Consider the following 25,273-nt stretch of genomic DNA (forward strand, 5'->3'; position numbering starts at 1 on the left):
CGTTAAAACACTCTAAAATCAGCCAGGCCTGGGTATTTCGATAATTGAACCGTTTATTCGTCAGCCGGAGCTTGACCTCTGGTAGCTGCTTTGGCAATGATTTCCAAATAAAAGCTTTCCAGCTTATCAGCTTCTGCTTGGTTGATGCATTCATCAATTTCTTTGACATGAATCTTTTTGCTGTCAGCTTCAGTGGCACCGAATTTACAATCAAAATCCCAATAGTCCGTTCCCGCTGGAAGGTTTCTTCTGCGTTCGCGTTTTAGATATTTACGCACTTCATGTTTTACAGCTTCTACCAGTCTGGCAGGTTTGATTTTTTCGTCTGTTAGTTTAAAGGTTTTTTTCATTTAAGGTCTCTAAGAGGTTAGAAGTAGCAAGGTTAAATAAATCATATACGCTTGCAATAAGTTTGCACTGACGGGGGTGACTAGATGGTCAGAGCAAAGGATGTTTCTGTCGATTATTCGCCATTTAAAAGCCAAATCAATCGGTTAATTCATTAAGAAGGAAGTTTACGCTTTCCCTTCTGAAGAGTAAATGTGTAAATTATCGAAAACGAGCAAAAACGTTATATTTCTTTTTCTGCTTATACTTCTTCGCATTTAATTATTTTTCGGACTTCCCCTTTTTTGGCTAGATAAAATACTATTCGCAAGCCTGGTTTCAATCTCGGATAGGTGTTGTTTGACATTCACATCTGTGTTGATCTGAAACGCAATGGCCACTTTGTACTTAGGGTAGTAACGAAGGCTAGAAATATAGCCAGGAATCCAGCCCGCATGGCCGTAAATTTCACCGAAATTTGAGGTTTCCCGAATGGTCACTCCCGCGCCATATCCTTTATTGTTATTTTTTGTTTGAATAGGAACAGCATTCAGCAGTTGAGGTAGGTAATTGCCTGACATTGCCTGTCCTTTAAATAGCGCAGCGCCCCAATGAGATAAGTCTTGAGCGGTTGTGATTAAACCTCCTCCCGTCCATTCCATAGCAGGGTTCCATGCCATGACACCTGGTTCCGTTGTGCTTTTAACAGGGAAACCGAATACATTATGGGGGCTGGTATAGCCTGCCGCCAGGCCTGGGAGTTTTCGGTGATTAGCTGGGCTGGTGAATTTTAAATTAAGCGGTGTTAAAAATCTTTTTTGTATTTGATCATAGTAATCTATGCCCGTCACTTGCTGGATAATCAGTCCGATTAAGATATAGCCGGTATCGCTGTATGCCCAGCCTTTTCCAGCGGGAAATAAAGCCGGTTGATCGAGAATGAAATCGATTAATCTTTCAGGAGGAAAAGAATTTTCTTTCTCTTGCCAATGGTTGCGGACAGTGTTTATAAAAGCAGTGCTGTTGACATGATCAGGTAATCCTGAGCTGTGTGTCAGTAATTGTTTTAAAGTGATATCGGCATGATTGGGTAAACGATCAAACCACGGGCGGTCGCCTAACCAGTATGAAATAGGGGTGTTAAGGTTCAGTTCTTTTTCATTTACTAAAGCAATCACCGTTGCACCCACAAACGTTTTCCCAATACTGGCGGATAACATTCGAGTGTTCGGAGTCATGGGGGTTTGGGTATTTTTATCGGCAAGGCCGGTTGCAGCTAGACCTAGGGTTCCATCCTGTAATACATAGGCCGCTGTTGCACCTGGGAAATGATATTTCTCTCTTAATGCATTTAGCTCGGTCTGAAATTTTTGATTCAGGAGGAGCGACGTTTTTTGATTATTCAACTCCTTTTTTAGGGACTCAGCATAAACAACTTTGTAACCAAATATCCAAGGTAAGATTACAACCAAAAGTAAGTAATGCTTGGATGAATATCGAAAACGCATTAAGACGGAATCACTTCTGTCATCGCTTTCTCTCTGGAAAACATGGTTTTCCGGTTATACCAGACAATAATCAGTGCCAGAATCATGAGTATATAAGTGTCGTAGGGTTGTGCGTCAGGCCAAAATGGATTAATAAGCTGAAAGTGGAACAAAGCAGCGAGCAGAATGCTTCCATTTGACGCATTGAATAGAGCGGTGATAATAATACTAATCGCAATAGAGCCGGTGATAAAAGGCATGAAATCCCAAGCACCTTGAGGAGTTCCACTTAAAAAGAAGGCAGGAAGATGCCATATCCCCCAAATAATGCCTAATATCAAGCCGGCCCAGAAGGGCATTAACTTTCGTTGCAATAAAGGAAGCATTAACCCCCGCCAGCCTAATTCTTCTACAGGTCCTTTAAGTAGCGTAATAAAGAGCATAACTAATAATAATTGAAAAGATGAGGAGATAAGGAGTGTCGAGAATACCGTGCCTTTTATAGCGGCACCGATGAAAAAGACCAGAGGAATCCCTAAAATTAAAAAAACATACCATAAGGGTGAGCTACGCCATAACATAAGACGGCTGAAATATCGTTTCAGTCCCCGCCAACCAGCATGATAAAAGACAACAAGAATTGCTGCGATTGCCGGTGCATAAATCGCTAGAAAAAAAAGAAGGTGCTGTCCGGTAATGTTTCCAAACCAAGTGTTCATTAGTTCAGGTAAAGCAATATAAAGTCCTAGGATGCCCCAAGAGATACCAAATGTAATAATCAAAAAAGGAAGTAAGTCGAGCAGGGAAATGTTGTCTTGGTTTAAAGGAGAAGCTGATTTCGACATGGCAGAGATTCTCTTGATACTAGAGATTATTAGTATAGCGAAATGTTTGAAACCATTAAATATATAATTTAAAACCACAGGGGTGTGGCAGATATGAAACAGCGGCCGTATTAGCCGCTATTTTTACTTAAAAGGACATGGAAATAAAGGGATGACCGCTATTGTCTACCTATTTTATTGCTTTCCTTAATCCAAGCGGTTACTTCAGATGCAAGCACTTGCCCGCCTGGACCACCATATTTTAAAACGTCTTTCGCCCAGTTTTCAAAACCAGCCCCTATAGCAGAACCCGAACCTTTTACTTCAACGGGGCTTTGGTCATCTGCTGCAAAAGCAGTCGAGCTGAAGATTGCAGCCAACAGTATTCCAATCAGTTGTGTTTTCATACGTTCACCTCTGAATTAGTCATAGCGTAAATTAAAAAATACTTGAGTGATTTGTTCACTCTTTTTTACTATACACCCAATGACAAATGAAGTTAAGTAAGTGAAAATACGATTTTCTGAATCTTCAGGAATCAGTCATCTTTTCATCAAACATGTATCAAAACTATATTTGTTAAATAACTAAAATAGCTGAAATCAGAGTAACCTTATTTAAAGTGTCACTAAACCAAAAAAGCGGCTAAAAAGCCGCTTTATAAAACGTTAGTTTTGACCGAGTTTTTCCATAAGGAAGTTCATGAAGTCATCTGCCGGAATATCTTGAGATTTTTCATCCCGGCGATGTTTGTATTCAATTTCATTCTTATCCAGACCACGTTCACCGATAACGATGCGATGTGGAATTCCAATCAGCTCCATATCGTTGAACATCACGCCTGGGCGTTCCTTACGGTCGTCCAGCAGTACTTCAATGCCTTTGGCTGTCAGTTCGTTATAAAGCGCCATCACAGCTTCTTCCACGCGAGGGGATTTGTGCATTTGCATTGGTACAATACACACTTGGAAAGGTGCGATGGCTTCTGGCCAGATAATGCCTTTGTCATCATAGTTCTGTTCGATAGCGGCTGCCACAACACGGGTGACGCCAATGCCATAACATCCCATTTCCAGAATTTGAGCACGACTGTTTTCATTCAAGACCGTGGCGTTCAATGCTTCAGAATACTTGTTGCCCAATTGAAAAATGTGACCGACTTCAATTCCGCGACGGATTTCAATTTTACCTTTGCCGCAAGGGCTTGGGTCGCCTTTAACCACATTACGGATATCGGCCACTAACGTTGGTGTGGCATCTCTGTCCCAGTTCGCACCGGTAAAGTGGAACCCATCTTCGTTCGCACCGCAAACAAAATCGGCCATATGTGCCGCCGTGCGGTCGACAATAACTGGAATGCTTAAGTTGACCGGACCAATGGAGCCGGCTTTACAGCCCACGGCGTTTTGAATGTCTTCATCAGTGGCCATTTCAAAAGGTTCTGCCACTAAATCCAGTTTTTCTGCTTTAATTTCATTCAGATCATGGTCGCCGCGAATCACAAGGGCGACCACTGGATGGTCTTCTGTTGCACCTTTCACCACCAGCGTTTTCGCCACTTTCTTTTTCTTCAGTTGCAGGAAGTCACACACGTCTTCAATGCTGTGTTTGTTAGGCGTTTCAACTTTGGTTAATTCTTCTGATGCTACAGCGCGTTCTCCACGAGGGGCGAGTGCTTCTGCCAGTTCAATGTTTGCGGCATAATCGGAATCGCTTGAGAAAGCGATGTCATCTTCCCCTGAATCCGCCAATACATGGAATTCATGAGAACCTTCTCCACCAATGGAACCGGTATCGGCTTGCACTGGACGGAAGTCTAAGCCTAAACGTGTGAAGATTCGATTGTAGGTGTCGTACATTTCTTCATAAGTTTCTTGCAGGCTGTCTTTGTCCATGTGGAACGAGTAGGCATCTTTCATAATGAATTCACGAGAGCGCATCACACCGAAACGAGGACGGATTTCATCACGGAACTTGGTTTGAATTTGATAGAAGTTGGCAGGCAGTTGTTTGTAACTGCGAATTTCTTTGCGCACTAAATCGGTAATGATTTCTTCATGTGTTGGGCCTAGCGCAAACTCTCGTTGATGACGGTCTTTAAAACGCAGCAGTTCAGGGCCATACGCTTCCGCTCGGCCTGATTCTTCCCAAAGCTCCATCGGTTGTACGACAGGCATTAAGACTTCTTGCGCAAGCGCCTTATTCATTTCTTCACGAACAATCGCTTCAACTTTGCGTAGGACACGTACCCCAAGAGGTAACCAGTTATACAACCCGCCTGCCAGTGGGCGAATGATGCCGGCACGGAGCATAAGTTGGTGACTGATAACAACGGCGTCGGCTGGGGTTTCACGCGTGGTAGCAAGTAAAAGCGATGATGTTTTCATGGTTTAAATGAGACTCTTTAAATAACGTTTTAAAAAACGGCTATTTTAGCATGAATGGCATCTGCTTTAATTGAAAAGTGGCGCAGATGATTTAGGAATTATTTAGCGCACATAACCAATGATGGCAATGAAATGACTAATGGAACCCGTCAGTACAAATAGGTGCCAGATGCCGTGTGCATGACGTAGGGTTTTTTTATGATCTAGAACGTAAAAAGTGATGCCGACAGTGTAAGCAATCCCTCCTGCGGTGAGCCAAAAAATACCTGCGGCAGGGAGGGCTTCTTTGAGCTCTGAGAAATCGACCACGACTAACCAGCCCATGATGAGGTAAATAGCGATTTGAATCAGTTCAATACGTTTTTTGAGGAGCAGGTCGAGACTGATGCCGATAAATGCCAGTGACCAGACAGCAATGAGCATATTGATGCCGCTGCCATCAATTAATGTGACTAAGGTAAAAGGGGTATAGGTTCCGGCAATCAGTAAATAAATGGCGACATGATCAAGTTTTTGAAATATACGTTTGGCGAAGGGGTCACGTAGACTGTGATAAAGCGTAGAAAAACTATAAAGCATGACTAACGTTAGACCGAATGTTAGAAAGCCGATAAACAGCAATAATCTTTGTTCATAAAAGCTGACCGTCATGAGAGCACCCAGCCCCATTAACGAAAAAATGGTGCCGATCAGGTGAGTAATGCTGTTAAATCTTTCTGAGTAATACATAACGCTTTAGCGACCTTTATAAACTAGCATCGGTTTAAAATGTGATATGAGTGTAACAAAGTGTTAAGTATTAAGCACTAAGAAATCATATGATTAAATCTTCTATTTAAAGTCAAAAATAGCCAGGCCTGGTCATTTTTATCAGGCGCGAAGAGGTTGGTTTATCGTTGTTGGGCTTTTGAGGTGGTGCTGAGATAATGAAAATAGAGTAAGGCGAGCACACCATTCGATATGGCAGGTATCGCCAAGGCCAAATAATCGAAACTTTGAAAGCCTAAAATCCCCAAAAACCCACCAAGAATAAATCCGGCTAAAATGCAAAAGAGTAGCCAAGCTTTCCAATTAAAGGGGGTTTTGTTTTTAAAACGGTGTGCCAGATGAACCCCTATATCGGTTGAAATGCCAGTGATATGGGTGGTGCGAACTTGTAGTCCTTTGTAGCTAGCAACCATGGCATTTTGCAAACCACAGGCAATGGCACTGAAAATGAGCGCCAGCGTACTGAAATAAAATGCAAGCAGGGTCGATAATAATAAAGCAAGGCTATTGATTAACAAAGCCACTCCATAACTTCTATCTTCTTGGTATTGACTGTGGCCGATAATCAATCCCGATAAGAATGCCCCGCCAATAAAGCTGAGCAGAATTAACAAGCTGGTGATTAAAGTTTGCCATTCAAAATAAAATCCGCTTTCACTGATATGAGATGCGATACCGGTCATTTGGCTGACAGGCATACCAAATTCAATCAACATAATGCTGTTGATGTAACCGGCGATGGCAGCCATCATAAACGCAATGACAAAGACCTTTGGTTTGGAATATTCTGTGGCGGTAGCGGGGTAAGGCATATTTTTCTGTATGTTTGATATTAATTATTAATATTAATAGGTTATTAAAATAATATAAAGTTAATTATTCGCTTGTGTTGAAATGGTTAGTCTACCAACCAGTGGCCGACGTAAGCGAAGATGCCGATCATAATGCCGGTTAAAAATTGAGCGTGTACCAAGTAAGAAAATTTCTTGAGCTGTTTTGGCGAGAACTTCCAACGGAGGAAAAAACCGAAAACGCCTTGCCAGATCAATAAAATCATCACGACTTGAAATAACACAATTTCGAAATGAAACCCAACCATGGCAATATGCAGAAAGGTAACGGCTAAAGTCGCAACCCCGACATAAACATGTGTGCGGTCAAGCGGGATTAATATTTTTTGAACCAAGCTTTGGGTTGGCTCATACACAACATTAGGTAATATTCGGTCTTGTAGGGCACCTTTTACAAATAATAATTTGAGTAGGGTGCGGGCATAAATAAACAGCAATAGCCATAAAGCGATTTCACCAAAGCTTTCACCAATTTCAGAGAGAAATGTTTCTGATTCTTGGGGCGGAAGGGTGTTTCGGGCATATAAAAAATAGACGATAGACAGTCCAAAAACTGATAGCGTATAGAGAATGATGCCATTAAAAGATTTCATGTTAGTGCTTTAAGGTGTCTACTAAGAAGGATTATTTGTCGTATCTGTCTTTACAACGCTGAATAGCATCCCAGTAAGCTTTATTATCTTTCGGGTTATCTTTTGTGGTGTCCCAATAAGCACTGGCTTTGGCTTTACAGTCATCTAACTCTGGGTTGCCACAACCTGTCATCAAAGCAGAAAAGCTGGATAAAAAGAAGGTGATAAAAACGGTACGAAGCATGATTGGATTCATGGGCTTTACTCTTATAGATTATGTTGAAAATAAAGTTTAACAAATCTTCATACGTGAACAAGTACTTTTACTCATTTTTTGTGGGTTGATTTCTTTACAGAAAAAGGTAATTTTAGTTTTGATGACTGGATTCCATGCATTTAATTAGAGGAATGGCTGTGTTTTCAGTATGATAACGCCAGAAATGAAATTTAACACGATAGGAATGACCGTATTTGTCGATGAAGGCATGGGAGCTTCTATTTGATTTGTACCAGGAGTGCACAAATGCATCAGGCGCACCAAGAAGAAAGAGATTGGACGCAACGTTACACGGATTTTTTGGAAGGGAAGCCTTCTCGTGAAGCTCGAATCGTTTATCAACGAGATCGCGCACGGGTGATCCATTCCGCTTCTTTTCGACGGTTACAGGCCAAAACGCAGATTTTTGGATTGAATGAATCGGATTTTTACCGAACTCGATTAACGCATTCAATGGAAGTGGCGCAAATCGGCTCTGGGTTGGTTGAACAACTCATTACCGTGGGGGATGGTAAGGCGTACATGGATTGGTTGCCGTCTTTCTATCTAATTGAAGCGATTTGTCTAGCGCATGACTTAGGTCACCCGCCTTATGGTCATGGCGGTGAAGTGGCGTTGAATTATATGATGCGTCGTCATGGTGGCTTTGAAGGTAACGCGCAAACCTTACGGATTTTATCTCGACTTGGAGAATATACACCGAAAAACGGGATTGATTTGTCTCGTCGGGCGACATTAGGCGTGCTGAAGTATCCTGCTATTTATGATGATGTAGTGGCATTGAATAAAGATTATCAGATTCAGATGCAGGAAAAAGACGCGTTTGATTTCCGCACCTTAGATATGAGCCGCTGGTACCCACCTAAAGCCAGCGTGTATTTAGAAGAAAAAGAACAATTCGACTGGGTGCTGGGGATGTTTTCTGAGGCAGATAAAACGTTATTTACCCAATTGAAGCCGGATGAAAAAGGCTTTCATAAAACTCAATATAAAGCGTTGGACACCACGGTTATGGAACTGGCAGACGATATTGCCTATGGTATTCATGACTTGGAAGATGCCGTTGCCATGGGAATGGTTTCTCGTGATTTATGGCAAGCTGAAGTGATGGAAAACCCGGTTTTCAAACAGTATCCATTATGGGATAACACCATGTCTGAACGATTATTTAGTTCACGCTCAAAAGATCGAAAACATGCCATCAGTAAAATGGTCGGGATTATGGTGGAAAGTATCTATATGGACGAAAATACGGTTTTTGAACACCCTCTATTACGTTACCAAGCTAAGTTAGGTGACTCGGAGATGGCCGTTCTCGAACTGTTGAAGAGATTTGTTTATGTGCATGTAATCACCTTGCCGGAAGTGAAGGGAATGGAGTATAAGGGCCAGTTGATTGTGTTGGATTTATTTAAATCACTACGCGCTAACCCTGAAGCTTTGTTGCCACGCAATACCTATGAAAAATTTGTCAGTTCAGAATCAGAAAGAGAGCAACTCAGAGTGCTTTCTGATTATATTGCGGGTATGACCAATACCTATGCTTCAAGGATGTATGAGAAGTTTTTTACGGCCTCTCAAGGATCTATTTTCGACCGTATTTAAAGTTTTCCGAGTTTTCCAATAGGGGTGGTTTTTAGATAAACTTCCAGTTGTGAATAGCTGAGTGGTCTGGAAAAGTAATATCCTTGATAAATATCACAGCCAAATTGCGCAAGCACTTCGGCTTGAGCCTCTCTTTCGACTCCCTCGGCCACCGTTTGCATATTCAGTTTTTGCGCGATTTCAATGATGTTTTCAACCAGTCCGTGATTTTTTTCTTCTTGTACTACATCATCGATAAAGCTCTTATCGATCTTAAGTTCATTAAGAGGTAGCGTTCTCAACAAGCTTAGAGATGAAAAACCGGTACCAAAATCATCCATGGAAAGCATGATTCCATACGACTTTAGTTTCTCCAAAATGTTTATAACAAAGTCCAACTCTTCCATAAAAATGGACTCCGTTACCTCAATCATAATTGATTCTGGTTTAATGGCGCTCTCATCAATCAGTCGGGTAACGTCCTCGTAAAATCCAATAGACATAAATTGACGAACGGAAATGTTGATAGACACTTGAAAAGTTTCTTGTAACTGTTGTTGTAATCGCCCCATTTCCGAAAGGGTTAAATAAGCAATGTGTCGTCCTAATTCAGGCATGATTCCCGTTTCTTCCGCAATGGGGATAAAAGTGCAAGGAGGAACCTCACCCAACGTTTTATTGTGCCATCGAACCAAAGCCTCTACACCAATAAGTTCTTTCTTTACGTTGAGTTGTGGTTGATAGGCAATGGTAATTTCATTATCGTGAATCGCCTGTTTCAATAAATGTTCGATTAACACTTTTTGTAAAGCACCTTCACGTAAGTGATCTGAAAAGTGGGCAAAAGTGTTTTTATGTTTTTTCGCGTCATACATTGCCAGATCGGCATAACTTAACAGTGTTTGGAGGTCATCTGTATCACTGGGATAAGAGGCCATTCCGATACTGGCACCTACATTAAAACTCATGTCCTTTATGATTAGAGGGGCAGCAAGTGATGCAATGACTTGTTCGGCAAAGAAAGAAAGCCGTGTTTTGACCGGGAGTTTGATAAAGACAAATTCATCACCACCGAAGCGAATTAACCAACCTTGGTTGCCAAGAACTTTTTTAAAACGATTTGCGACTTCCGTCAGAACTTGATCTCCAATTTCATGACCAAAATTATCATTAATGTCTTTAAAATTATCTAAATCTAAAAATAATAAATCATAATGATTATTCGGGTTTGACAGTTGATCTTTCAATTCGACATCAAGGTATTCCCGGTTTGGTAGGCCTGTTAACCGGTCATGCGTTAATTGATGCACCAATTTTTGTTTCGTCTCTTTCTCATTGCGCGCAATGATTCTAAATAACTGATAAATCAAAATCATCACAACGAAAAATATTAAAAAATAAATAAGAATGGTTTCTGAGACATCTCTGTATAGTTTTGTTTTGTCTTCAAACAGAACATACCAAATCTGATAATAAGGGTCGTAGATTGTTGACGCCGAAACTTCATTCATTGTGTTTACAGAGTAAAACTCTAAGAAAGTGGTTTTTGTTCGTTTTTTGACGTCTTCAATGGACAAGTTATATTCTTTTTTAAAATATTGATTGACGTTTTTTAAGGTTTGATCAGATATTGGCTCACGATACAATTTTGGATAAGCATCGTTAGAAAAGCCAGTTAGTAAGACTCGGTTCTTGGTGATATCATTTACAACCAAAATGTTACGGTTTTTCAAAGTATATTCTTTATTAACAAACCCTTTTTTTCCTAACCTTAATCCCGCTGTCATCACGGCTAACACGTTACCCTGAGAGTCACGGAGCGATTTTCGTATTGGAATGACCCATTCATTAAGGGGGGTAAAAAAATAGGTCTTTCCAATGACCATTCTGTCGCTTTGGAGCGCTCTCGCAAAACTGTCTTTAGTGGCCGCAAGAGTTTTAAGATTCGGGGTGTTTTCTTGTTTAATGTTGGAGCTACTAGCAAGAATGCTACCATTCGGATAAAAAATACCAAACCCATTTAAGGTAGGCATTAGCTCTAGCGTTTTGTCGAGAATTTTTTGGGCGGCTTCTTTATTTAGATAGATATTGTTTTCAAGTAATCGAGCCCCGAGGACTTGCAAGGTAAGTTCTTTTTCAGCGAGCGAGGCATGCGCCATTTTTGATAAGAACGTTGTGTCCACTAAAAGGTGGTCGCGCAGTTCTTTTTTTTCGTGCTGAAAAGTATTGATTGATAACCAAATTAACAAGCCTAAGCTGCTGATAGAAATTAGGTAAAACAAGCTCCAGATATTGGCTTTAATTTGGTTCATAAATGAAAAGTTCTATTTTGTAGATTCAATTGTTGAATGCAACTTTACCCTAATTGAAAAGATATTCAAGCATTATAAGAAGCTGCTTATCACCTTAGTTTTAGGGGGTTAATGCTCCTGCACAGGAATGGTTTTAGGTAAATAATATTTTTTGGCTTTATTCGGTTTTGAAGGGGTTGAAAAATGCCCAGGCCTGGTTGTTTTTTCAGGCGACTCTATAAAGTGCTTTTGACGGTTTAATGCCCAATTTTTATGCTCGTTGACCAAGTCAGAATCCGTTTGATGTGTTTCCAAAGCCGTAATGATTTTTTGACTGAGGGCAGGGGTTTCGAGAGCATTTCCTAGAGCAACGCACAAGTTTCTTTGCCATTGTTCAAAGCCAATACGGCGAATAGGGGAGCCTTCAAGTTGTTTGAGAAAATCTTTTTCAGACCAGTGAAATAACTCAAGTAATGTGCTGGCATCTAGTAAGGAGTTGGCTTTGAAAGCAGTTTCATGCGTATCTTGGGTGAATTTATTCCAAGGGCAGACCAGTTGGCAGTCGTCACATCCATAGATACGGTTGCCCATTTTTTCTCGCAAAGACTCTGGAATGGAGCCTTTGTTTTCAATGGTCAAATAAGAAATGCAGCGACGAGAGTCTACCACGCCATCTGCGACAATGGCTTGAGTCGGGCATTCTTGAATGCAAGCTGTACAAGGTCCGCAACCTTGTTTCTCAAAAGGAGGGTCAATGGGTAACGGAAGATTGGTATACAGCTCCCCTAAAAAAAACCAAGAGCCGGCGCGAGGATGAATGATTAAACTGTTTTTACCAATGAAACCAAGCCCGGCTTTTTCAGCTAACGGGCGCTCCAATACCGGCGCCGAGTCGCAAAATGCACGGTAGTGAAAGTCTTTTTCAACCGCTTGATTAATTTTTTCAGCCAGTTGTTGTAAGCGTTTTCGCATTAATTTGTGGTAATCCTTGTGCAACGCGTAACGGGAAATGTAAGCGTGGTCGCTGGCTTGCAGTTGCGTGATAGGGGACTGGGCTTCTGAATCAAAATAATTCATGCGAACACTGATGACTCTTCGGGTGCCGGGTTCCAACTCCTGCGGACGCGTGCGTTTGGTGCCATGTTTTACCATATAGTCCATGTCGGCATGAAAGCGATTTTCTAGCCATTCAAAGTAACTAGATTCATACCGGCTTAAGTCAATATCGGTGATTCCGATATCAGCAAATCCAAGCGAAATCGCCCAGTGTTTAATCTTTTCTGCAAGCTGGTATAATGGCAAATCAGCTGATTTTTTCATTGGTTTTGAAGCGTTTTTTTGCATGGAGGATCGCTTTGGTTCGATGATAAAGAATGATGACTCTATTTTAGTGGCTTTTGAGAACCCCTAGTGATGAATTTTACCAAATCTACAACGCTCCCTGAAAGTACTGATGCTTGTGCGCTCAAAGCCAGTTTCTTACTGGAAGCTGAAGCACAAACTCAGCATTTGGCGCAAGTTTTTGCGCAGTTGTGCGAAGAACAAAAAGCATTTGATTTGGGGTGGATGATATACTTAAAAGGTGATTTAGGTGCAGGTAAGTCTTTCTTTTCACGCGCTTTTGTGCAATCCTTTCTCCCTGAGCAGAAAGTAAAAAGCCCAACTTATGCGTTAGTGGAAAATTATCAAACGGATTTGGGAACGATTCAGCATTTTGATCTTTATCGTTTATGTGATCCAGAAGAGTTGGAGTTTTTAGCCATTCGGGATTTATTAACCCCGCCTTTTGTTGCCCTGGTGGAGTGGCCGACTAAAGGTGAGGGAGTCCTTCCTGAAGCGGATGTTTTAATTGAATTAATTGTCGTCGGTGAGGCACGAAAAGCGAGAATTTCAGCTTGCCGAGAACGTTCAAATGGTTTCGTCAAAAAGCTGACAGAAAAAGTTGGCATGAAATTTGGTTATGACTAGCATAATCAAAACAAAATATCGGTGGGTAGTACCATGATCAGAAAAAACAACGTAAATCGCTTTAACACTTTCATGATTGCAGCCGCGGTCATGTTAGGGGTTGTGATGTCTTCTTCCGCATTCGCCAAAACCACTTTGGTTAAGATGCGAATGGGACAGGGTGAAGATAAAACTCGAGTGGTGTTTGAAATTAAACAAAACCACCGTTTTGAAATTACGACGCTGAAAAACCCTGCTAGAATTGTGGTTGATTTCTATAAAGCAAAAAATGATTTAACGTTTTCTAAAATGAAATTTCTGGATGCGCGTGTCAAGCAAGCGCGTGTCAAAAATCAATCTAAGCGTACTCGGGTTGTTTTAGATTTGCGTGATGATTTTGATTATGATTATTTTACCTTGGCCAAAAACAAAAGCGGTGCCGAACGTGTTGTTATTGATGTGTCGAATCGTAAAGCCGTTACAAAAATTGCAAAAAAGTCTGTTAAACCTGTTAAGAAAGTCGTTAAGAAAACAGTCATTGCCAAAAAGGCACCGAATAAAAAAGAAGCCGCTAAGCAGTTGACCCGCAAAATTGCTGAAGTGACTACACCTAAAGAAAATAAAACCTCTCGCAAAGAGGATGTTGCCGACAATCATGCGACGCGCTCCATGTTAAACAACGGCAGTGATGTTTTTCGCGTGAGAAATAAAGAGTTGGTTGTTGCGATTGATGCCGGACATGGTGGAAAAGACACTGGGGCGATTGGTCATGACAACTTGCGTGAAAAAGTGGTTGTTTTGAAACTGGCTAAAAAATTGAAAAAATATATTGATGCGCAACCGGGTATGCGTGCTGTTTTGACAAGAGATAGAGATGTTTTTATTCCGCTACACAAACGTGTGCGTATCGCTCATAAAAAAGAGGCTGATATTTTCTTGTCTTTGCATGCCGATGCTTTCCCGGATGCACGTGCTCGAGGCGGGTCTGTTTATATCCTGTCGACAAATGGAGCGAGTAGTGTGATGGCGCGTATTTTGGCAAAATCTGAAAATGCTTCGCTTCAGGATGTGAAGTTAAAAGGGCGTGATGCGGATGTTGCGTTTGTTTTGTCTGATTTAACACGCTCTGCAAATATTCGTGCCAGTCGTAAACTAGGTCAATCAGTACTTGGTGAAATGGCGCGTTCGGTTCGGCTACATAAAAAATCAGTCCAATCAGCCGACTTTGCGGTGTTGAAATCTATTGATATGCCGTCTCTTTTGATTGAAACGGCATTTATTTCAAACCCAGTTGAAGCGAGAAAGTTGAGTTCAGATCGCTTTCAAGCACAAATGGCGAAATCTATCGTCAGCGGATTAGATAAGTTTGTTAAACACAATGCAACGAAACCTCGCTGGGGAGAACAGCTTTATGTTCACTATCGTGTTCAAAGCGGAGATACGTTGTCTGAAATCGCAGAGAACTACAATATCTCAACCTATAAGTTGAAAAAAATTAACGGGATTAGAAAAGCAGATCGTTTATACGTTGGTAAAAAGCTACGTATCCCTGTTTCAGAAGACGTTATCGCAACGTTGTGATTTTGATGGTCTAATTCCGTATTGTCAAAACTCTGACAAAAAACCACCAGGCCTGGTGGTTTTTTGTTTAGAGGGGATGTTGGTTACAAGCCACCGATAACCGTTCTATCAATCATGTTATAAATCGTTATAATATCGATCATTACGATTTAATTTTAAATCTCTTTTTCACCTGTTCATTAAAGAAAAGCCGTGTCTCAATTGTTTAACACTCATACTGAAAAAAGTCTCGATATTGCCTTATTGCCTTCGCATTTAGCCGATCAGATCGCGGCAGGAGAAGTGGTCGAAAGACCTGCTTCCGTTGTGAAAGAACTTCTGGAAAATGCATTGGATTCTGGCGCCACTCAAATCGATATTCAGATTGAAGAAGGTGGTGAAAAACTGATTTCCGTGACGGATAATGGAGCCGGCATTCGCCAGTCTCAATTGATGCTGGCAGTCAGTCGGCATGCCACCAGTAAAATCCACACAGTACAAGATTTGGCAGCAGTCTCCACGTTAGGGTTTCGAGGGGAAGCATTGGCCAGTATCAGTTCTGTTTCTCGCCTGACGTTGACCAGTAAATTCCAAGGAGAAAATGCGGCTTGGCAATTGAGCGGGGAAGGAGAAGGCCGCTGGTCGGATCCTTCTCCAACCGCACATCCACAAGGCACTCAAGTTGAAGTTAAAGATTTATTCTTTAATACGCCGGCGCGAAAGAAGTTTTTAAGAGCTGCCCGTACAGAATTTATGCATATTGACCAACTGGTTAAGCGCGTGATGCTGAGTCGTCCGGAAATTTCCATGAAGTTGGTACACAATCAAAAAGTGGTGCGTCAAGTACATGCTGCGCATGATGAGGCCGCCTTAAAGCAACGCTTGAAGCAACTGATGGGCACGCCTTTTGTGGATCAAAGTCTTGAGCTGAATTTTGAGGCGCAAGATATCCAGCTGAGCGGTTGGGTCGGGCAGGCGACTTTTAACCGCAGCCAAACGGACATGCAGTATTTATTTGTGAACGGGCGTATCGTGCGAGATCGATTATTGTCTTATGCGGTCAAGCAGGCGTATGCCGATGTGCTTTATCATGGACGTCATCCCGCCTACTTGTTATTTTTGGAAATCCCTCATGATTTAGTGGATGTGAATGTGCACCCTGCAAAATATGAGGTACGTTTTGCCAACGGGCGCTGGGTGTATGATTTTTTACGCCGATCAGTACGCGAGGCGGTCACAAAGCCGGTAGGAATTGCTTCCAATCAACATAATGCGGCGTTAAATCCTTCAAATAATTTCCCAAGTGGACACCCTGTTGAGTCTAATCGTCTCAGTTCTCAAGCTTCTCAGTCAGCTATGCAGTTCCAAGTGCCGTCATCATCAATGGGCAGGACAAGCATCTCGGAATCCGTTCCTTTTTATGCAATGGAACCCGATAACCAAGCATTAGCATCTATTAAAAATCATTTTCATAGCGAAGAGGGTAATCAGCAAGGTGGCACGCCAACACTTGGTTATGCGAAAGCGCAGATTCACGGTGTTTTTATTTTGGCAGAAAATGAAAAGGGCTTGGTATTGGTTGATATGCACGCCGCGCATGAACGAATTGTGTATGAGCGTATGAAGCATCAATGGCAGCAAGATCGTTTGATTTCTCAACCGCTCTTGGTGCCGATTGTGGTGAGCTTAGAGTCTTCTCAAGTGCAGGTGTGGGAGACGTACCAAGATGAATTTCAAAAACTTGGCTTTGATGCGGAAGCTTTTGGCCCGGAACAACTCAAATTCACGATGGTGCCCAGCTTGTTGGCAAAGTCCGATATTCCACGCTTAATCAACGATATGATTGCTGATTTGGCCGTCGCTGGGCATACCCAGTTGGTGGATGAAAAAATCAACGCGATTTTAAGTACGATGGCGTGTCATGGCTCTGTTCGCGCCAACCGTTATCTGACCTTGGATGAAATGAATGCTTTGTTAAGGGATATGGAAGCGACTGAAAGTTCTGCTCAGTGTAATCATGGCCGCCCAACCTGGGTTCAACTAAGTATGGAGCAGCTTGATGGGCTGTTTATGAGAGGACAATAAATGCAGTCGGTGAATATAGCGGAACTCATTGAACAAAAGGTCTGTCTGGCAATCATGGGGCCAACGGCTTCAGGTAAAAGTGGCTTATCGATGGCGTTGGCCAAACATCTTCCAATTGAAATTATCAGCGTGGACTCAGCTCTAATTTATCGTGGAATGGATATTGGAACCGCCAAACCTACATTGGATGAGCAGGTTGCCGTGCCACATCATTTAATCGATATTCTCGAGCCAACAGAAAGTTATTCAGCAGCCGATTTTGTCGAAGATGTGCATGAGTTGGTCAAAGAGATTTTCTTAAGAGGGAATTTACCTGTGTTAGCTGGCGGAACCATGATGTACTTCAATGCCTTGCAACAGGGGATGGCGAAACTGCCATCGGCAGATGAAACGATACGTGCCAAAATTCACCAGGCCTGGCAAGAAAACCCAAAGGCGGTTCATGAACAACTGAAACAAGTTGACCCTGAAGCCGCGGAACGCATTCACCCAAATGATCCGCAGCGTTTAATTCGTGCTCTAGAAGTCTATGAGCTGACGGGCAAACCGCTGACTCAGCTGCAAAAAGAAGGACAGCAAGCAGGATTGAGTGAATTCAAGTTGGCTAAGGTCGCATTGATTCCTGAAAATCGCCAAAAATTACATAAACAGATTGAACTGCGTTTTCACGAAATGTTGAATAATGGTTTTTTAAAAGAAGCTGAAAAAGTATTCTCTTCTGAAGGGTTAAGAGCTGATTTACCGGCGATCCGCAGTGTGGGTTATCGCCAGGCCTGGCTATTTTTTGCACAACAGTTTGATTATGAGACTTTTGTAGAGAAAAGTATTGTGGCAACCAGACAGCTGGCAAAACGCCAGATCACCTGGCTAAGAAAAGAGCAGGGTTTATTGGTTCTGGATCCGTTTAAAACAAATGTTGACGATAGGGTTGAAGCTGTTTTAGCGTACTTGTCTAGCTTGATGAAAAATGCTTAAATAATGGAATGTTTATGTTATGATTTCAATGGTTTTTGGGGTCGAAAACTAATCGATAGAGTGTATTTCCCTTTGCTTATGAAAAAGGGCGGTTCTAAAGTGTTCCCGGTTTTTTTTAAAACACTTTCATTAAATAATAAAAAATAAATATAGGAAATAATCATGGAGAATAAAAAAGTGGCTAAAGCTTTGCCAATACAAGATCCTTACTTGAATGCGCTAAGAAAAGAAAAAATTAATGTCGCAATTTACCTTGTAAATGGCGTTAAGCTTCAAGGTCGAGTGGATTCTTTTGATCAGTTCGTCGTGCTGTTGCGTAGTAACGTAACGCAAATGGTCTATAAACATGCTATTTCAACCATTGTGCCTGCACGCGACCCAAAAGCATATGAATTTGATGCGCAGGGAACAGAAGCAAAAGATTCTGAATAACATTCTTTGTTATTTTCTTTGATATCAGCTATTAAAGACTTATCTCCACTACTTCCCTATATCATGAAATATTAAAATCTGATATAGGGTTCTTAAGTACGAAATACTCACCCTACACATCTCTTTTAAAAGCTTTTGTTGCTTTTAATCTGGAGAATACTATTACGATTAATACAGGTGTCCGACAATATCCATGGAATTATTTGGTAGGCTTGAACAAAAACAACTCGAAAAAGCAATCTTGGTTCATGTTGATTTCTATCATGAAGCAGACCGCGAAGTCTTAGAAGAATTTTATGAATTAGTCGATTCTGCCGGGGCAGAAGTTGCTGAGTTGATTACAACGAAACGCCAATCTCCCGATCCCAAATTCTTTATAGGTAAAGGGAAAGCGGAAGAGATAAAAGACGCCGTTGAAACGCATCAAGCGGACGTGGTGATAGTAAATCATGCCTTGAGTCCTGCCCAAGAGCGAAATTTAAGCCAGTTTCTCGACTGTCAGGTGCTTGACCGAGTTGGGTTGATTTTGGATATTTTTGCGCAAAGGGCTCGCTCGCACGAAGGGAAGCTCCAAGTGGAGCTGGCACAGCTAAAACGAATGTCAACGCGTTTAGTAAAAGGGTGGACTCACTTGGATCGACAAGGCGGGATTGGTGCGCGAGGTCCGGGGGAGACTCAGCTAGAGACGGATCGTCGTTTGGTGCAAGGTAAGATCAAGCAACTGGAAGCGCGTATCGAGAAGGTACGGCAGCAACGAAATTTAGGCCGTCGCTCACGAAAGAAATCAGACTTGCCGACGGTGACGATTATTGGCTATACCAATGCTGGAAAATCGACGTTGTTTAATCAGATGACTAGAGCAGGGGTTTATGCAGAAGACCGATTGTTTGCGACTTTGGATTCAACGCTGAGAAAAGTTCATCTTCCAGGAGCCGGTCCGGTTATTTTTGCGGATACGGTTGGGTTTATTCGCCATATCCCACATGATTTAGTCGCTGCGTTTCGCTCTACTTTGGAAGAAACCAGTGAAGCGGATCTATTAATCCATTTAGTGGATGCAGCAGACCCGCATCGTGTTGAAAAAATGTCAGATGTTGAAGAAGTCATCAAAGAGGTTGGCGCAGATGAAGTGCCTCAGCTGACGGTTTTTAATAAAATTGATTGTTTGAGTGACTCTGATGTCAGGCCGCATGTTGATTTGAATGATCAGGGTTTGCCGGAGCGTGTTTGGATTTCTGCAAAAGAGTCAGAGGGGATTGAGCTAATGCTTGATGCCGTGGCGGCACATTTTCGTGGCAAATTCCTCACTGTTGAGTTAATTTTGGATGTTAAAGCCGGAAAAAAACGTGCAAATCTGTACACACTGGGAACAATTTTAGAGGAAGGCTTTGATGATGAGGGAAATAGTGTTTTTAAAATGAGTCTGACTGAAAATGAATGGAAACAGGTTCGTCAGTGGGATGAGATTTTAGAATCTAAAATACTAGCTAAAGACGCCTGATACACTGAATTTTATGAGTGGTCGTTGATGAGGTGTGACGTACTGCTCTCAACGTTCAGCAAATAACTTTATGTTGATGCCCTAAGTAAACAAGAACTTGTCTTTCTATCTGCGCAAATCAACCCTGTTATATAAAAGGTATTTGATGCGGTTTCTCGATTTAAAGTTCTTTGAAGTTGCTTGATAAAACCTAAAAATATAGACAAAATACCCTATAGAAAAAATTAATCCTAGCGGTGACCGGATTAATTGATGACATTTTGCTCGATAAAATTTAAAATGACCAACTGATTTTTAATCTTCTGGAGAAACTAATGGCGTGGAATGAGCCGGGAAAACCTGGACAAGATCCTTGGGGCAACTCAGGGAACGGTAATCGTCCTAATGATTCAAAAAAACCAAATGGATCGAAAGATCCTGACTTGCAAGAGATCTTAAAAAAAGCACAGGATTTTTTAGGCGGTTCTAATGATAAGTTCGGAGGTGGAAAAGGATCGTTTCTGGTTGTTGTTGCTTTAATCATCATTTGGTTACTAAGCGGTATCTACACAGTGGACTCTCCGGAAAGAGGGGTTATTAAACGATTTGGCGCTTATTCTGAGCAAACCACAGCAGGGCTACACTGGCATATTCCTTGGCCGATTGAAACGGTCACCATTGTGAATATTGATCAGATTCGTACCGCTGAAATCGGATACCGCTCTGATAGTCGTAATCGAAATGGCACAGTGCCATCAGAAGCTTTAATGCTGACGAAAGATGAAAATATTGTCGATATCCGTATTGCGGTTCAGTACAAAGTCAGTGATGCAAAGAAATATCTATTTGATGTTGCAGTACCTGACATGACCTTGCGAGATGTCACCGAAAGTGCATTAAGAGAAATTGTCGGGCGAAACACTATGGATTTCGTTTTAACCGAAGGGCGTGATGAGGTTGTTAATAAGGTCAGAAATTTAACGCAAGAAAAGCTAGACAATTATAGTACAGGCTTGATGATTACCTCACTGAACTTACAGGATGCACAGCCACCTGAAGAAGTTCAAGATGCGTTTGCTGATGTGGTCAAGTCGCGAGAAGATAGAGAAAGACTGATTAATGAAGCGGAAGCTTACTCCAATGATATCCTGCCGAAGGCAAGAGGTCAGGCGGCACGCCAGATTGAAGAAGCACGCGCTTATCATGATCAAGTGATTGCGCGTGCAACAGGTCAGGCAAACCGCTTTACCAGTATTTTAAGTGAGTATAAAAAAGCACCGGAGGTCACACGTGAGCGTCTTTATATTGATGCGATTACAGGTGTGTTGAGTGCAACGTCGAAAGTCTTTGTCGGCTCAGACAGCGGGTCTAACTTATTATATTTACCGTTGGATAAGATGGTGACTGGAGGGTCTGGTAATTCTGTTCCATTCAGAGTCCCGGCTGATACTACACAGTCTTCTTCAAATACATCAAACAGCAATAATACACAGTCAAATACCCAGCAAAAAGGGAATATTCGTGATTATTTAAGAACAAGGGAGCTACGTTAAGATGAAAGCAGCATTATCTATTTTAGTTGCAGTGCTCTTGTTTGTTGGAAGCAGCGCATTATTTACGGTTCAACAAGGTGAGACGGCATTGGTATTCCGTTTTGGTGAAATTGTTGAAGATAATTTAAAACCTGGGCTACATTTTAAAACGCCATTTGTGAACAATGTGCGCAAATTTGATGCCCGTTTACAGACGCTGGATGCTGATCCTGAACGTTATTTAACCAGTGAGAAGAAAAACTTATTGGTTGATTCGTTTGTTCAGTGGCGAATCAGTGATGCGAAACGTTTCTATACGGCGATGAATGGAGATATTCGTTTGGCGAATATGCGTTTGGCTCAGATTATTAAAGATGGTCTTCGTGCCGAATTTGGTAGTCGTACAGTGCAAGAAGTGATTTCACAAGATCGTAAAGTCATTGTGAAAGACATTCGGGCTGATACGCGCCAATCAGTTGCCGATTTTGGGATTGATATTATTGATGTTCGTATTAAGCGTGTCGACTTGCCGCAAAACGTGAGTGAATCTGTTTACCAGCGTATGGAAGCAGAACGTAACCGTGTTGCGAAGGATTTACGTTCTCAAGGGGCTGAAGCTGCTGAACGTATCCGAGCGGATGCGGATAGACAAAGAACGATTATTAAAGCGGATGCGTTCCGTGATGCTGAGACGATTCGAGGGGAAGGGGATGCTAAGGCAGCTGGAATCTATGCTAAGGCCTATTCCAAAGATTCTGAGTTCTATGCTTTTTATCAGAGCTTAGCCGCTTATCAAGAAGCCTTCAAAGATAAGTCAGATGTCATGGTGGTTGATCCTAAATCTGATTTCTTTAAGTTTTTTAATCAGCAAAAATAATGTTAACGAATCCTAAACAATTCGGTTAATTCTTTAAAAGGTGGTTCAGTCCACCTTTTTTATGCCGAGTTTTTAGAAATCGATTAACGACTCATTTGAAACCGTCTGGAGACTCTTCATGTTGGTAGAAGCCTTACTCAGTGCGATAGCGTTGGTGTTTATTTTAGAAGGGTTACTCCCGTTTGTTTTTCCTGGTGTATGGCGAAAAACAATGCTAGAACTGGTTCAGATGGATGACAGAAAATTAAGAATGATGGGGTTGATCAGCATCACCATCGGTATGATTTTATTATTTATTTTTAGTTAAGAAGAGTTCAATGCAACAGAATATTTGGTTCACTCCTGAAGGAATTGAAGACTTATTGCCGGAAGAGGCAAAAAAGCTTGAGTTCTATCGCCGTCAATTACTAGACGGCTTCGAGTTATCAGGTTATGACTTGGTACTTCCTCCTATTGCCGAATTTACCGATTCGTTATTGACCGGTAAAGGCCGACATTTAGCAGTAGATACTTGCCGTTTTACCGATCAAGAAAGCGGTAAGATGATGGGAGTTCGTGCGGACATGACGCCTCAGGTTGCTCGTATCGCGACGAATCGTATTAAGCAGTCAGGTATCCAGCGTTTATGTTATGTCGGTGAAGTATTGAAAACCCGTAATAACAAAGCGAAAGGCTCTCGCAGCCCAATCGAAGTGGGGGCTGAATTGTTTGGTCATTCAGGCGTTGAAAGCGATATCGAAGTGATTGAACTAATGGTTTCTTCATTACGTAACATCGGGTTGCAAGATCTGACATTGAGTTTGGGACATGTTTCAGTCGTTGATGAGCTTATGAATCTTGCAGGCTTAAGAACCTCTCAAAAAGAAACGCTGGTTGATATTCTGTTACGTAAAGCTGTTCCTGAGTACACCGATTTTATTGCTGAATTGACCGTCACGGACGCTCAAAAACAAGCATTCGAATTGTTACTTTCTCTTTGTGGAGAAGTTCCAACAGTCACCAAAGACATGCAAGCATTAGCAGGGCTTTCTGAAGCCATGCAAAGCCATTTGGCTCACCTTCAGTCGGTTGTAGATCATTTTGCAGGGTTTGATGGTTTGAAAATCCATATGGATTTAGCTGATTTAAGAGGGTATCAGTACCATACAGGTATGATTTTCAGTTGCTATGCTGCGGGCCGTAAAATGTATCAATTAGCGCGCGGTGGTCGTTACGATGGCATCGGGTCAGAGTTTGGTTCCGCACAATTGGCAACCGGCTTTAGCTTGGATTTACGTGGTGCTTTGGACTTACTGACTTCGCCTGCAGAAGCAGACAAAGAGGTTATTTATGCGCCTAATGTGTATGATGCCGCTTTACAGGCTGAAATTAAAAAATTGAAACAGCAAAAAACGATTGTGAAACGTTTTTATGCGTTCGATGCCTTGGAAAAAGGCAGTCGTTATTTGACACTGCAAGACTCGCAGTGGATTTTATCTGTTAAATAATTCGTTAGAATAAAGAGAAAGAAATGTCTAAAAAAAATATTGTCGTTGTCGGTACGCAGTGGGGCGATGAAGGTAAAGGAAAAATTGTTGATTTACTAACAGATAGAGTTGCTGCGGTAGTTCGTTTTCAAGGTGGACATAATGCCGGCCATACTTTAGTAATTGATGGAAAAAAAACCGTTTTACATTTAATTCCGTCAGGTATTTTGCGTGAAGACGTGGAATGTTTTATTGGTAATGGTGTTGTGCTGGCGCCAGAAGCGTTAGAAAAAGAAGTTACCCAACTGGAAGCAACCGGTCTAAAAGTCAAAAACCGTTTGAAAATCAGTGATGCTTGTCCTTTAATTCTGGATTATCACGTTGCCTTAGACCAAGCCAGAGAGTTGGCTCGTGGTAACAAAGCTATTGGTACCACAGGGCGTGGTATCGGGCCGGCTTATGAAGATAAGGTCGCGCGCCGCGGATTGCGTGCTGGAGACTTAAAAAACATGTCTCAGCTTAAGCAAAAACTGCAAACAGCAATGGAGTACCATAACTTTATGCTGACAAACTACTATAACGTTGACCCTGTTGATTTTGAAACGTTATGGGAAAAGTGCCAAGCCTATGCTGACCTGATTGTCCCGATGTTAGCCGATATTCCAAACCTGATTGACCTTTATAATAAAGAAGGTAAAAACTTGATGTTTGAAGGTGCACAGGGCACCTTGTTGGATATCGATCAAGGAACTTACCCGTATGTCACCTCTTCCAATACAACAGCTGGTGGGGCTGCCTCCGGAAGTGGGATAGGCCCTTGCCAATTAGATTATGTTTTAGGGATTACCAAAGCCTATGCAACGCGCGTTGGTGGCGGACCTTTCCCAACCGAGTTGCTTTATGATGTTGCATCAGATAAGGGGGATGCCGTTGGTAAAGAACTTGGAACGCGTGGTCGTGAGTTTGGTGCGACCACCGGTCGTCAGCGTCGTTGTGGTTGGTTTGATGCAGTGGCTTTACGCCGTTCAGCACAAGTCAACGGGCTAACTGGGGTTTGTCTAACTAAACTGGATGTTTTAGATGAATTGAAAGAAATCAAAGTTTGTACTAAGTACCTGAAAGATGGGAAAGATGTCTTTTTACCGCCATCCAGTGCAGATGAGTACGACTTGGTTGAACCTCATTATGAAACATTAAAAGGCTGGAATACCTCGACGGTTGGGATTGAATCTTGGGATGCTCTGCCGGAAGAAGCAAAAGTCTATATTCGTTTCTTGGAGAAAGAAATGGGGGTTGATGTTTCCATTCTTTCAACGGGTCCAGATCGCTCTGAAACATTGATTTTACAAGATCCATTTGATGTTTGAATTCGCTGAATGAATGATTTCATTTTAGAGCATACATTCAACTCGTAAGTGCAACGTTCTTATTCCAAAACACCTCATTAGGTGTTTTGTATCCTAAGCATTTTCTTGGACGGTTGTTGAGTTGTTCAACAACCGTATCTATTTCCAACTGAGAGACCTTATCAAAACTGGTTCGTTTCGGAAA

At 41.8% G+C, this 25,273-nt stretch carries 23 protein-coding genes; 12 read left to right on the plus strand and 11 right to left on the minus strand.

Translation table 11 applies throughout. The features are described from left to right. Nucleotides 1-53: 53 nt before the first annotated feature. From P8629_RS05900 to P8629_RS05940, 9 genes are all read right to left on the minus strand, one after another. Entirely contained in the window at nucleotides 54-350 is a 297-nt protein-coding gene (locus P8629_RS05900) for a DUF6172 family protein (RefSeq protein WP_278165201.1), read from the minus strand. Between the two features lie 255 nt (nucleotides 351-605). Next, nucleotides 606-1,733: a serine hydrolase domain-containing protein gene (locus P8629_RS05905; RefSeq protein WP_278165202.1), complete on the minus strand. Its 1,128-nt coding sequence runs from the start codon at nucleotides 1,731-1,733 to the stop codon at nucleotides 606-608. A gap of 101 nt (nucleotides 1,734-1,834) precedes the next feature. Further along, entirely contained in the window at nucleotides 1,835-2,659 is an 825-nt protein-coding gene (locus P8629_RS05910) for a CPBP family intramembrane glutamic endopeptidase (protein WP_278165203.1), read from the minus strand. Nucleotides 2,660-2,817: 158 nt separating this feature from the next. Beyond that, nucleotides 2,818-3,045 carry a hypothetical protein gene (locus P8629_RS05915; RefSeq protein WP_278165204.1) on the minus strand — a complete coding sequence of 76 codons (228 nt, stop codon included), beginning with the start codon at nucleotides 3,043-3,045 and terminating at the stop codon, nucleotides 2,818-2,820. Between the two features lie 261 nt (nucleotides 3,046-3,306). Beyond that, a complete protein-coding gene (locus P8629_RS05920; protein WP_278165205.1) occupies nucleotides 3,307-5,025 on the minus strand; it encodes a proline--tRNA ligase in 1,719 nt (572 codons plus the stop codon). 102 nt (nucleotides 5,026-5,127) lie between these two features. Next, complete coding sequence (gene trhA, locus P8629_RS05925; protein ID WP_278165206.1) at nucleotides 5,128-5,754, minus strand: PAQR family membrane homeostasis protein TrhA; 627 nt, start codon at nucleotides 5,752-5,754, stop codon at nucleotides 5,128-5,130. 161 nt (nucleotides 5,755-5,915) lie between these two features. Continuing rightward, entirely contained in the window at nucleotides 5,916-6,605 is a 690-nt protein-coding gene (locus tag P8629_RS05930) for a YoaK family protein (protein WP_278165207.1), read from the minus strand. 86 nt (nucleotides 6,606-6,691) lie between these two features. Further along, nucleotides 6,692-7,237, minus strand: a complete 546-nt coding sequence (locus P8629_RS05935) for a hypothetical protein (protein ID WP_278165208.1) — start codon at nucleotides 7,235-7,237, stop codon at nucleotides 6,692-6,694. A 31-nt stretch (nucleotides 7,238-7,268) separates the two neighbouring features. Then, a complete protein-coding gene (locus tag P8629_RS05940; protein WP_278165209.1) occupies nucleotides 7,269-7,472 on the minus strand; it encodes a hypothetical protein in 204 nt (67 codons plus the stop codon). A 267-nt stretch (nucleotides 7,473-7,739) separates the two neighbouring features. Between P8629_RS05940 and P8629_RS05945 the strand changes: the two genes are divergently transcribed. Beyond that, nucleotides 7,740-9,098 carry an anti-phage deoxyguanosine triphosphatase gene (locus P8629_RS05945; protein WP_278165210.1) on the plus strand — a complete coding sequence of 453 codons (1,359 nt, stop codon included), beginning with the start codon at nucleotides 7,740-7,742 and terminating at the stop codon, nucleotides 9,096-9,098. Here the strand turns inward: P8629_RS05945 and P8629_RS05950 are convergent. Together P8629_RS05950 and queG are read right to left on the minus strand one after the other, a co-directional pair. Beyond that, the gene (locus tag P8629_RS05950; RefSeq protein ID WP_278165211.1) at nucleotides 9,095-11,389 is read right to left on the minus strand and encodes a bifunctional diguanylate cyclase/phosphodiesterase; all 2,295 of its coding nucleotides are present in this window, start codon (nucleotides 11,387-11,389) and stop codon (nucleotides 9,095-9,097) included. The genes P8629_RS05945 and P8629_RS05950 overlap by 4 nt on opposite strands. Before the next feature lie 108 nt (nucleotides 11,390-11,497). Continuing rightward, nucleotides 11,498-12,712 (minus strand): tRNA epoxyqueuosine(34) reductase QueG, encoded by a 1,215-nt coding sequence (queG, locus tag P8629_RS05955; RefSeq protein ID WP_278165212.1) that lies wholly within the window; start codon nucleotides 12,710-12,712, stop codon nucleotides 11,498-11,500. A gap of 69 nt (nucleotides 12,713-12,781) precedes the next feature. Between queG and tsaE the strand changes: the two genes are divergently transcribed. The 11 genes from tsaE to P8629_RS06010 all read left to right on the plus strand — a co-directional run bounded on the left by tsaE (nucleotide 12,782) and on the right by P8629_RS06010 (nucleotide 25,089). After that, a complete protein-coding gene (gene tsaE, locus P8629_RS05960) occupies nucleotides 12,782-13,336 on the plus strand; it encodes a tRNA (adenosine(37)-N6)-threonylcarbamoyltransferase complex ATPase subunit type 1 TsaE (protein ID WP_278165213.1) in 555 nt (184 codons plus the stop codon). Nucleotides 13,337-13,369: 33 nt separating this feature from the next. Further along, nucleotides 13,370-14,896: an N-acetylmuramoyl-L-alanine amidase gene (locus tag P8629_RS05965; RefSeq protein ID WP_278165214.1), complete on the plus strand. Its 1,527-nt coding sequence runs from the start codon at nucleotides 13,370-13,372 to the stop codon at nucleotides 14,894-14,896. A gap of 192 nt (nucleotides 14,897-15,088) precedes the next feature. After that, nucleotides 15,089-16,960 (plus strand): DNA mismatch repair endonuclease MutL, encoded by a 1,872-nt coding sequence (gene mutL / locus P8629_RS05970; protein ID WP_278165215.1) that lies wholly within the window; start codon nucleotides 15,089-15,091, stop codon nucleotides 16,958-16,960. Then, a complete protein-coding gene (gene miaA / locus P8629_RS05975) occupies nucleotides 16,961-17,935 on the plus strand; it encodes a tRNA (adenosine(37)-N6)-dimethylallyltransferase MiaA (RefSeq protein ID WP_278165216.1) in 975 nt (324 codons plus the stop codon). 162 nt (nucleotides 17,936-18,097) lie between these two features. Continuing rightward, nucleotides 18,098-18,367, plus strand: a complete 270-nt coding sequence (gene hfq / locus P8629_RS05980; protein ID WP_442908691.1) for an RNA chaperone Hfq — start codon at nucleotides 18,098-18,100, stop codon at nucleotides 18,365-18,367. A 193-nt stretch (nucleotides 18,368-18,560) separates the two neighbouring features. After that, entirely contained in the window at nucleotides 18,561-19,868 is a 1,308-nt protein-coding gene (gene hflX, locus P8629_RS05985) for a ribosome rescue GTPase HflX (RefSeq protein WP_278165217.1), read from the plus strand. Between the two features lie 314 nt (nucleotides 19,869-20,182). Further along, nucleotides 20,183-21,400, plus strand: coding sequence for an FtsH protease activity modulator HflK (gene hflK, locus P8629_RS05990; protein WP_278165218.1), 1,218 nt, complete (start codon nucleotides 20,183-20,185; stop codon nucleotides 21,398-21,400). A 1-nt stretch (nucleotide 21,401) separates the two neighbouring features. Beyond that, nucleotides 21,402-22,256, plus strand: a complete 855-nt coding sequence (gene hflC, locus P8629_RS05995; protein ID WP_278165219.1) for a protease modulator HflC — start codon at nucleotides 21,402-21,404, stop codon at nucleotides 22,254-22,256. 118 nt (nucleotides 22,257-22,374) lie between these two features. After that, the gene (locus P8629_RS06000) at nucleotides 22,375-22,563 is read left to right on the plus strand and encodes a DUF2065 domain-containing protein (RefSeq protein WP_278165220.1); all 189 of its coding nucleotides are present in this window, start codon (nucleotides 22,375-22,377) and stop codon (nucleotides 22,561-22,563) included. A gap of 10 nt (nucleotides 22,564-22,573) precedes the next feature. Continuing rightward, complete coding sequence (locus tag P8629_RS06005; protein ID WP_278165221.1) at nucleotides 22,574-23,743, plus strand: ATP phosphoribosyltransferase regulatory subunit; 1,170 nt, start codon at nucleotides 22,574-22,576, stop codon at nucleotides 23,741-23,743. Nucleotides 23,744-23,766: 23 nt separating this feature from the next. Next, the gene (locus P8629_RS06010) at nucleotides 23,767-25,089 is read left to right on the plus strand and encodes an adenylosuccinate synthase (RefSeq protein WP_278165222.1); all 1,323 of its coding nucleotides are present in this window, start codon (nucleotides 23,767-23,769) and stop codon (nucleotides 25,087-25,089) included. Nucleotides 25,090-25,273 lie beyond the last annotated feature (184 nt).

It is taken from the genome of Hydrogenovibrio sp. 3SP14C1, assembly GCF_029625905.1.
Lineage (GTDB): Bacteria > Pseudomonadota > Gammaproteobacteria > Thiomicrospirales > Thiomicrospiraceae > Hydrogenovibrio.

Coding starts and splice junctions, on each gene's coding strand:
- P8629_RS05900 (WP_278165201.1), bottom strand. CDS start 350: ATGAAAAAAACCTTTAAACTAACAGACGAAAAAATCAAACCTGCCAGA.
- P8629_RS05910 (WP_278165203.1), bottom strand. CDS start 2,659: ATGTCGAAATCAGCTTCTCCTTTAAACCAAGACAACATTTCCCTGCTC.
- P8629_RS05915 (WP_278165204.1), bottom strand. CDS start 3,045: ATGAAAACACAACTGATTGGAATACTGTTGGCTGCAATCTTCAGCTCG.
- P8629_RS05920 (WP_278165205.1), bottom strand. CDS start 5,025: ATGAAAACATCATCGCTTTTACTTGCTACCACGCGTGAAACCCCAGCC.
- trhA (WP_278165206.1), bottom strand. CDS start 5,754: ATGTATTACTCAGAAAGATTTAACAGCATTACTCACCTGATCGGCACC.
- P8629_RS05930 (WP_278165207.1), bottom strand. CDS start 6,605: ATGCCTTACCCCGCTACCGCCACAGAATATTCCAAACCAAAGGTCTTT.
- P8629_RS05935 (WP_278165208.1), bottom strand. CDS start 7,237: ATGAAATCTTTTAATGGCATCATTCTCTATACGCTATCAGTTTTTGGA.
- P8629_RS05940 (WP_278165209.1), bottom strand. CDS start 7,472: ATGAATCCAATCATGCTTCGTACCGTTTTTATCACCTTCTTTTTATCC.
- P8629_RS05945 (WP_278165210.1), top strand. CDS start 7,740: ATGCATCAGGCGCACCAAGAAGAAAGAGATTGGACGCAACGTTACACG.
- P8629_RS05950 (WP_278165211.1), bottom strand. CDS start 11,389: ATGAACCAAATTAAAGCCAATATCTGGAGCTTGTTTTACCTAATTTCT.
- queG (WP_278165212.1), bottom strand. CDS start 12,712: ATGCAAAAAAACGCTTCAAAACCAATGAAAAAATCAGCTGATTTGCCA.
- tsaE (WP_278165213.1), top strand. CDS start 12,782: ATGAATTTTACCAAATCTACAACGCTCCCTGAAAGTACTGATGCTTGT.
- P8629_RS05965 (WP_278165214.1), top strand. CDS start 13,370: ATGATCAGAAAAAACAACGTAAATCGCTTTAACACTTTCATGATTGCA.
- miaA (WP_278165216.1), top strand. CDS start 16,961: ATGCAGTCGGTGAATATAGCGGAACTCATTGAACAAAAGGTCTGTCTG.
- hfq (WP_442908691.1), top strand. CDS start 18,098: ATGGAGAATAAAAAAGTGGCTAAAGCTTTGCCAATACAAGATCCTTAC.
- hflX (WP_278165217.1), top strand. CDS start 18,561: ATGGAATTATTTGGTAGGCTTGAACAAAAACAACTCGAAAAAGCAATC.
- hflK (WP_278165218.1), top strand. CDS start 20,183: ATGGCGTGGAATGAGCCGGGAAAACCTGGACAAGATCCTTGGGGCAAC.
- hflC (WP_278165219.1), top strand. CDS start 21,402: ATGAAAGCAGCATTATCTATTTTAGTTGCAGTGCTCTTGTTTGTTGGA.
- P8629_RS06000 (WP_278165220.1), top strand. CDS start 22,375: ATGTTGGTAGAAGCCTTACTCAGTGCGATAGCGTTGGTGTTTATTTTA.
- P8629_RS06005 (WP_278165221.1), top strand. CDS start 22,574: ATGCAACAGAATATTTGGTTCACTCCTGAAGGAATTGAAGACTTATTG.
- P8629_RS06010 (WP_278165222.1), top strand. CDS start 23,767: ATGTCTAAAAAAAATATTGTCGTTGTCGGTACGCAGTGGGGCGATGAA.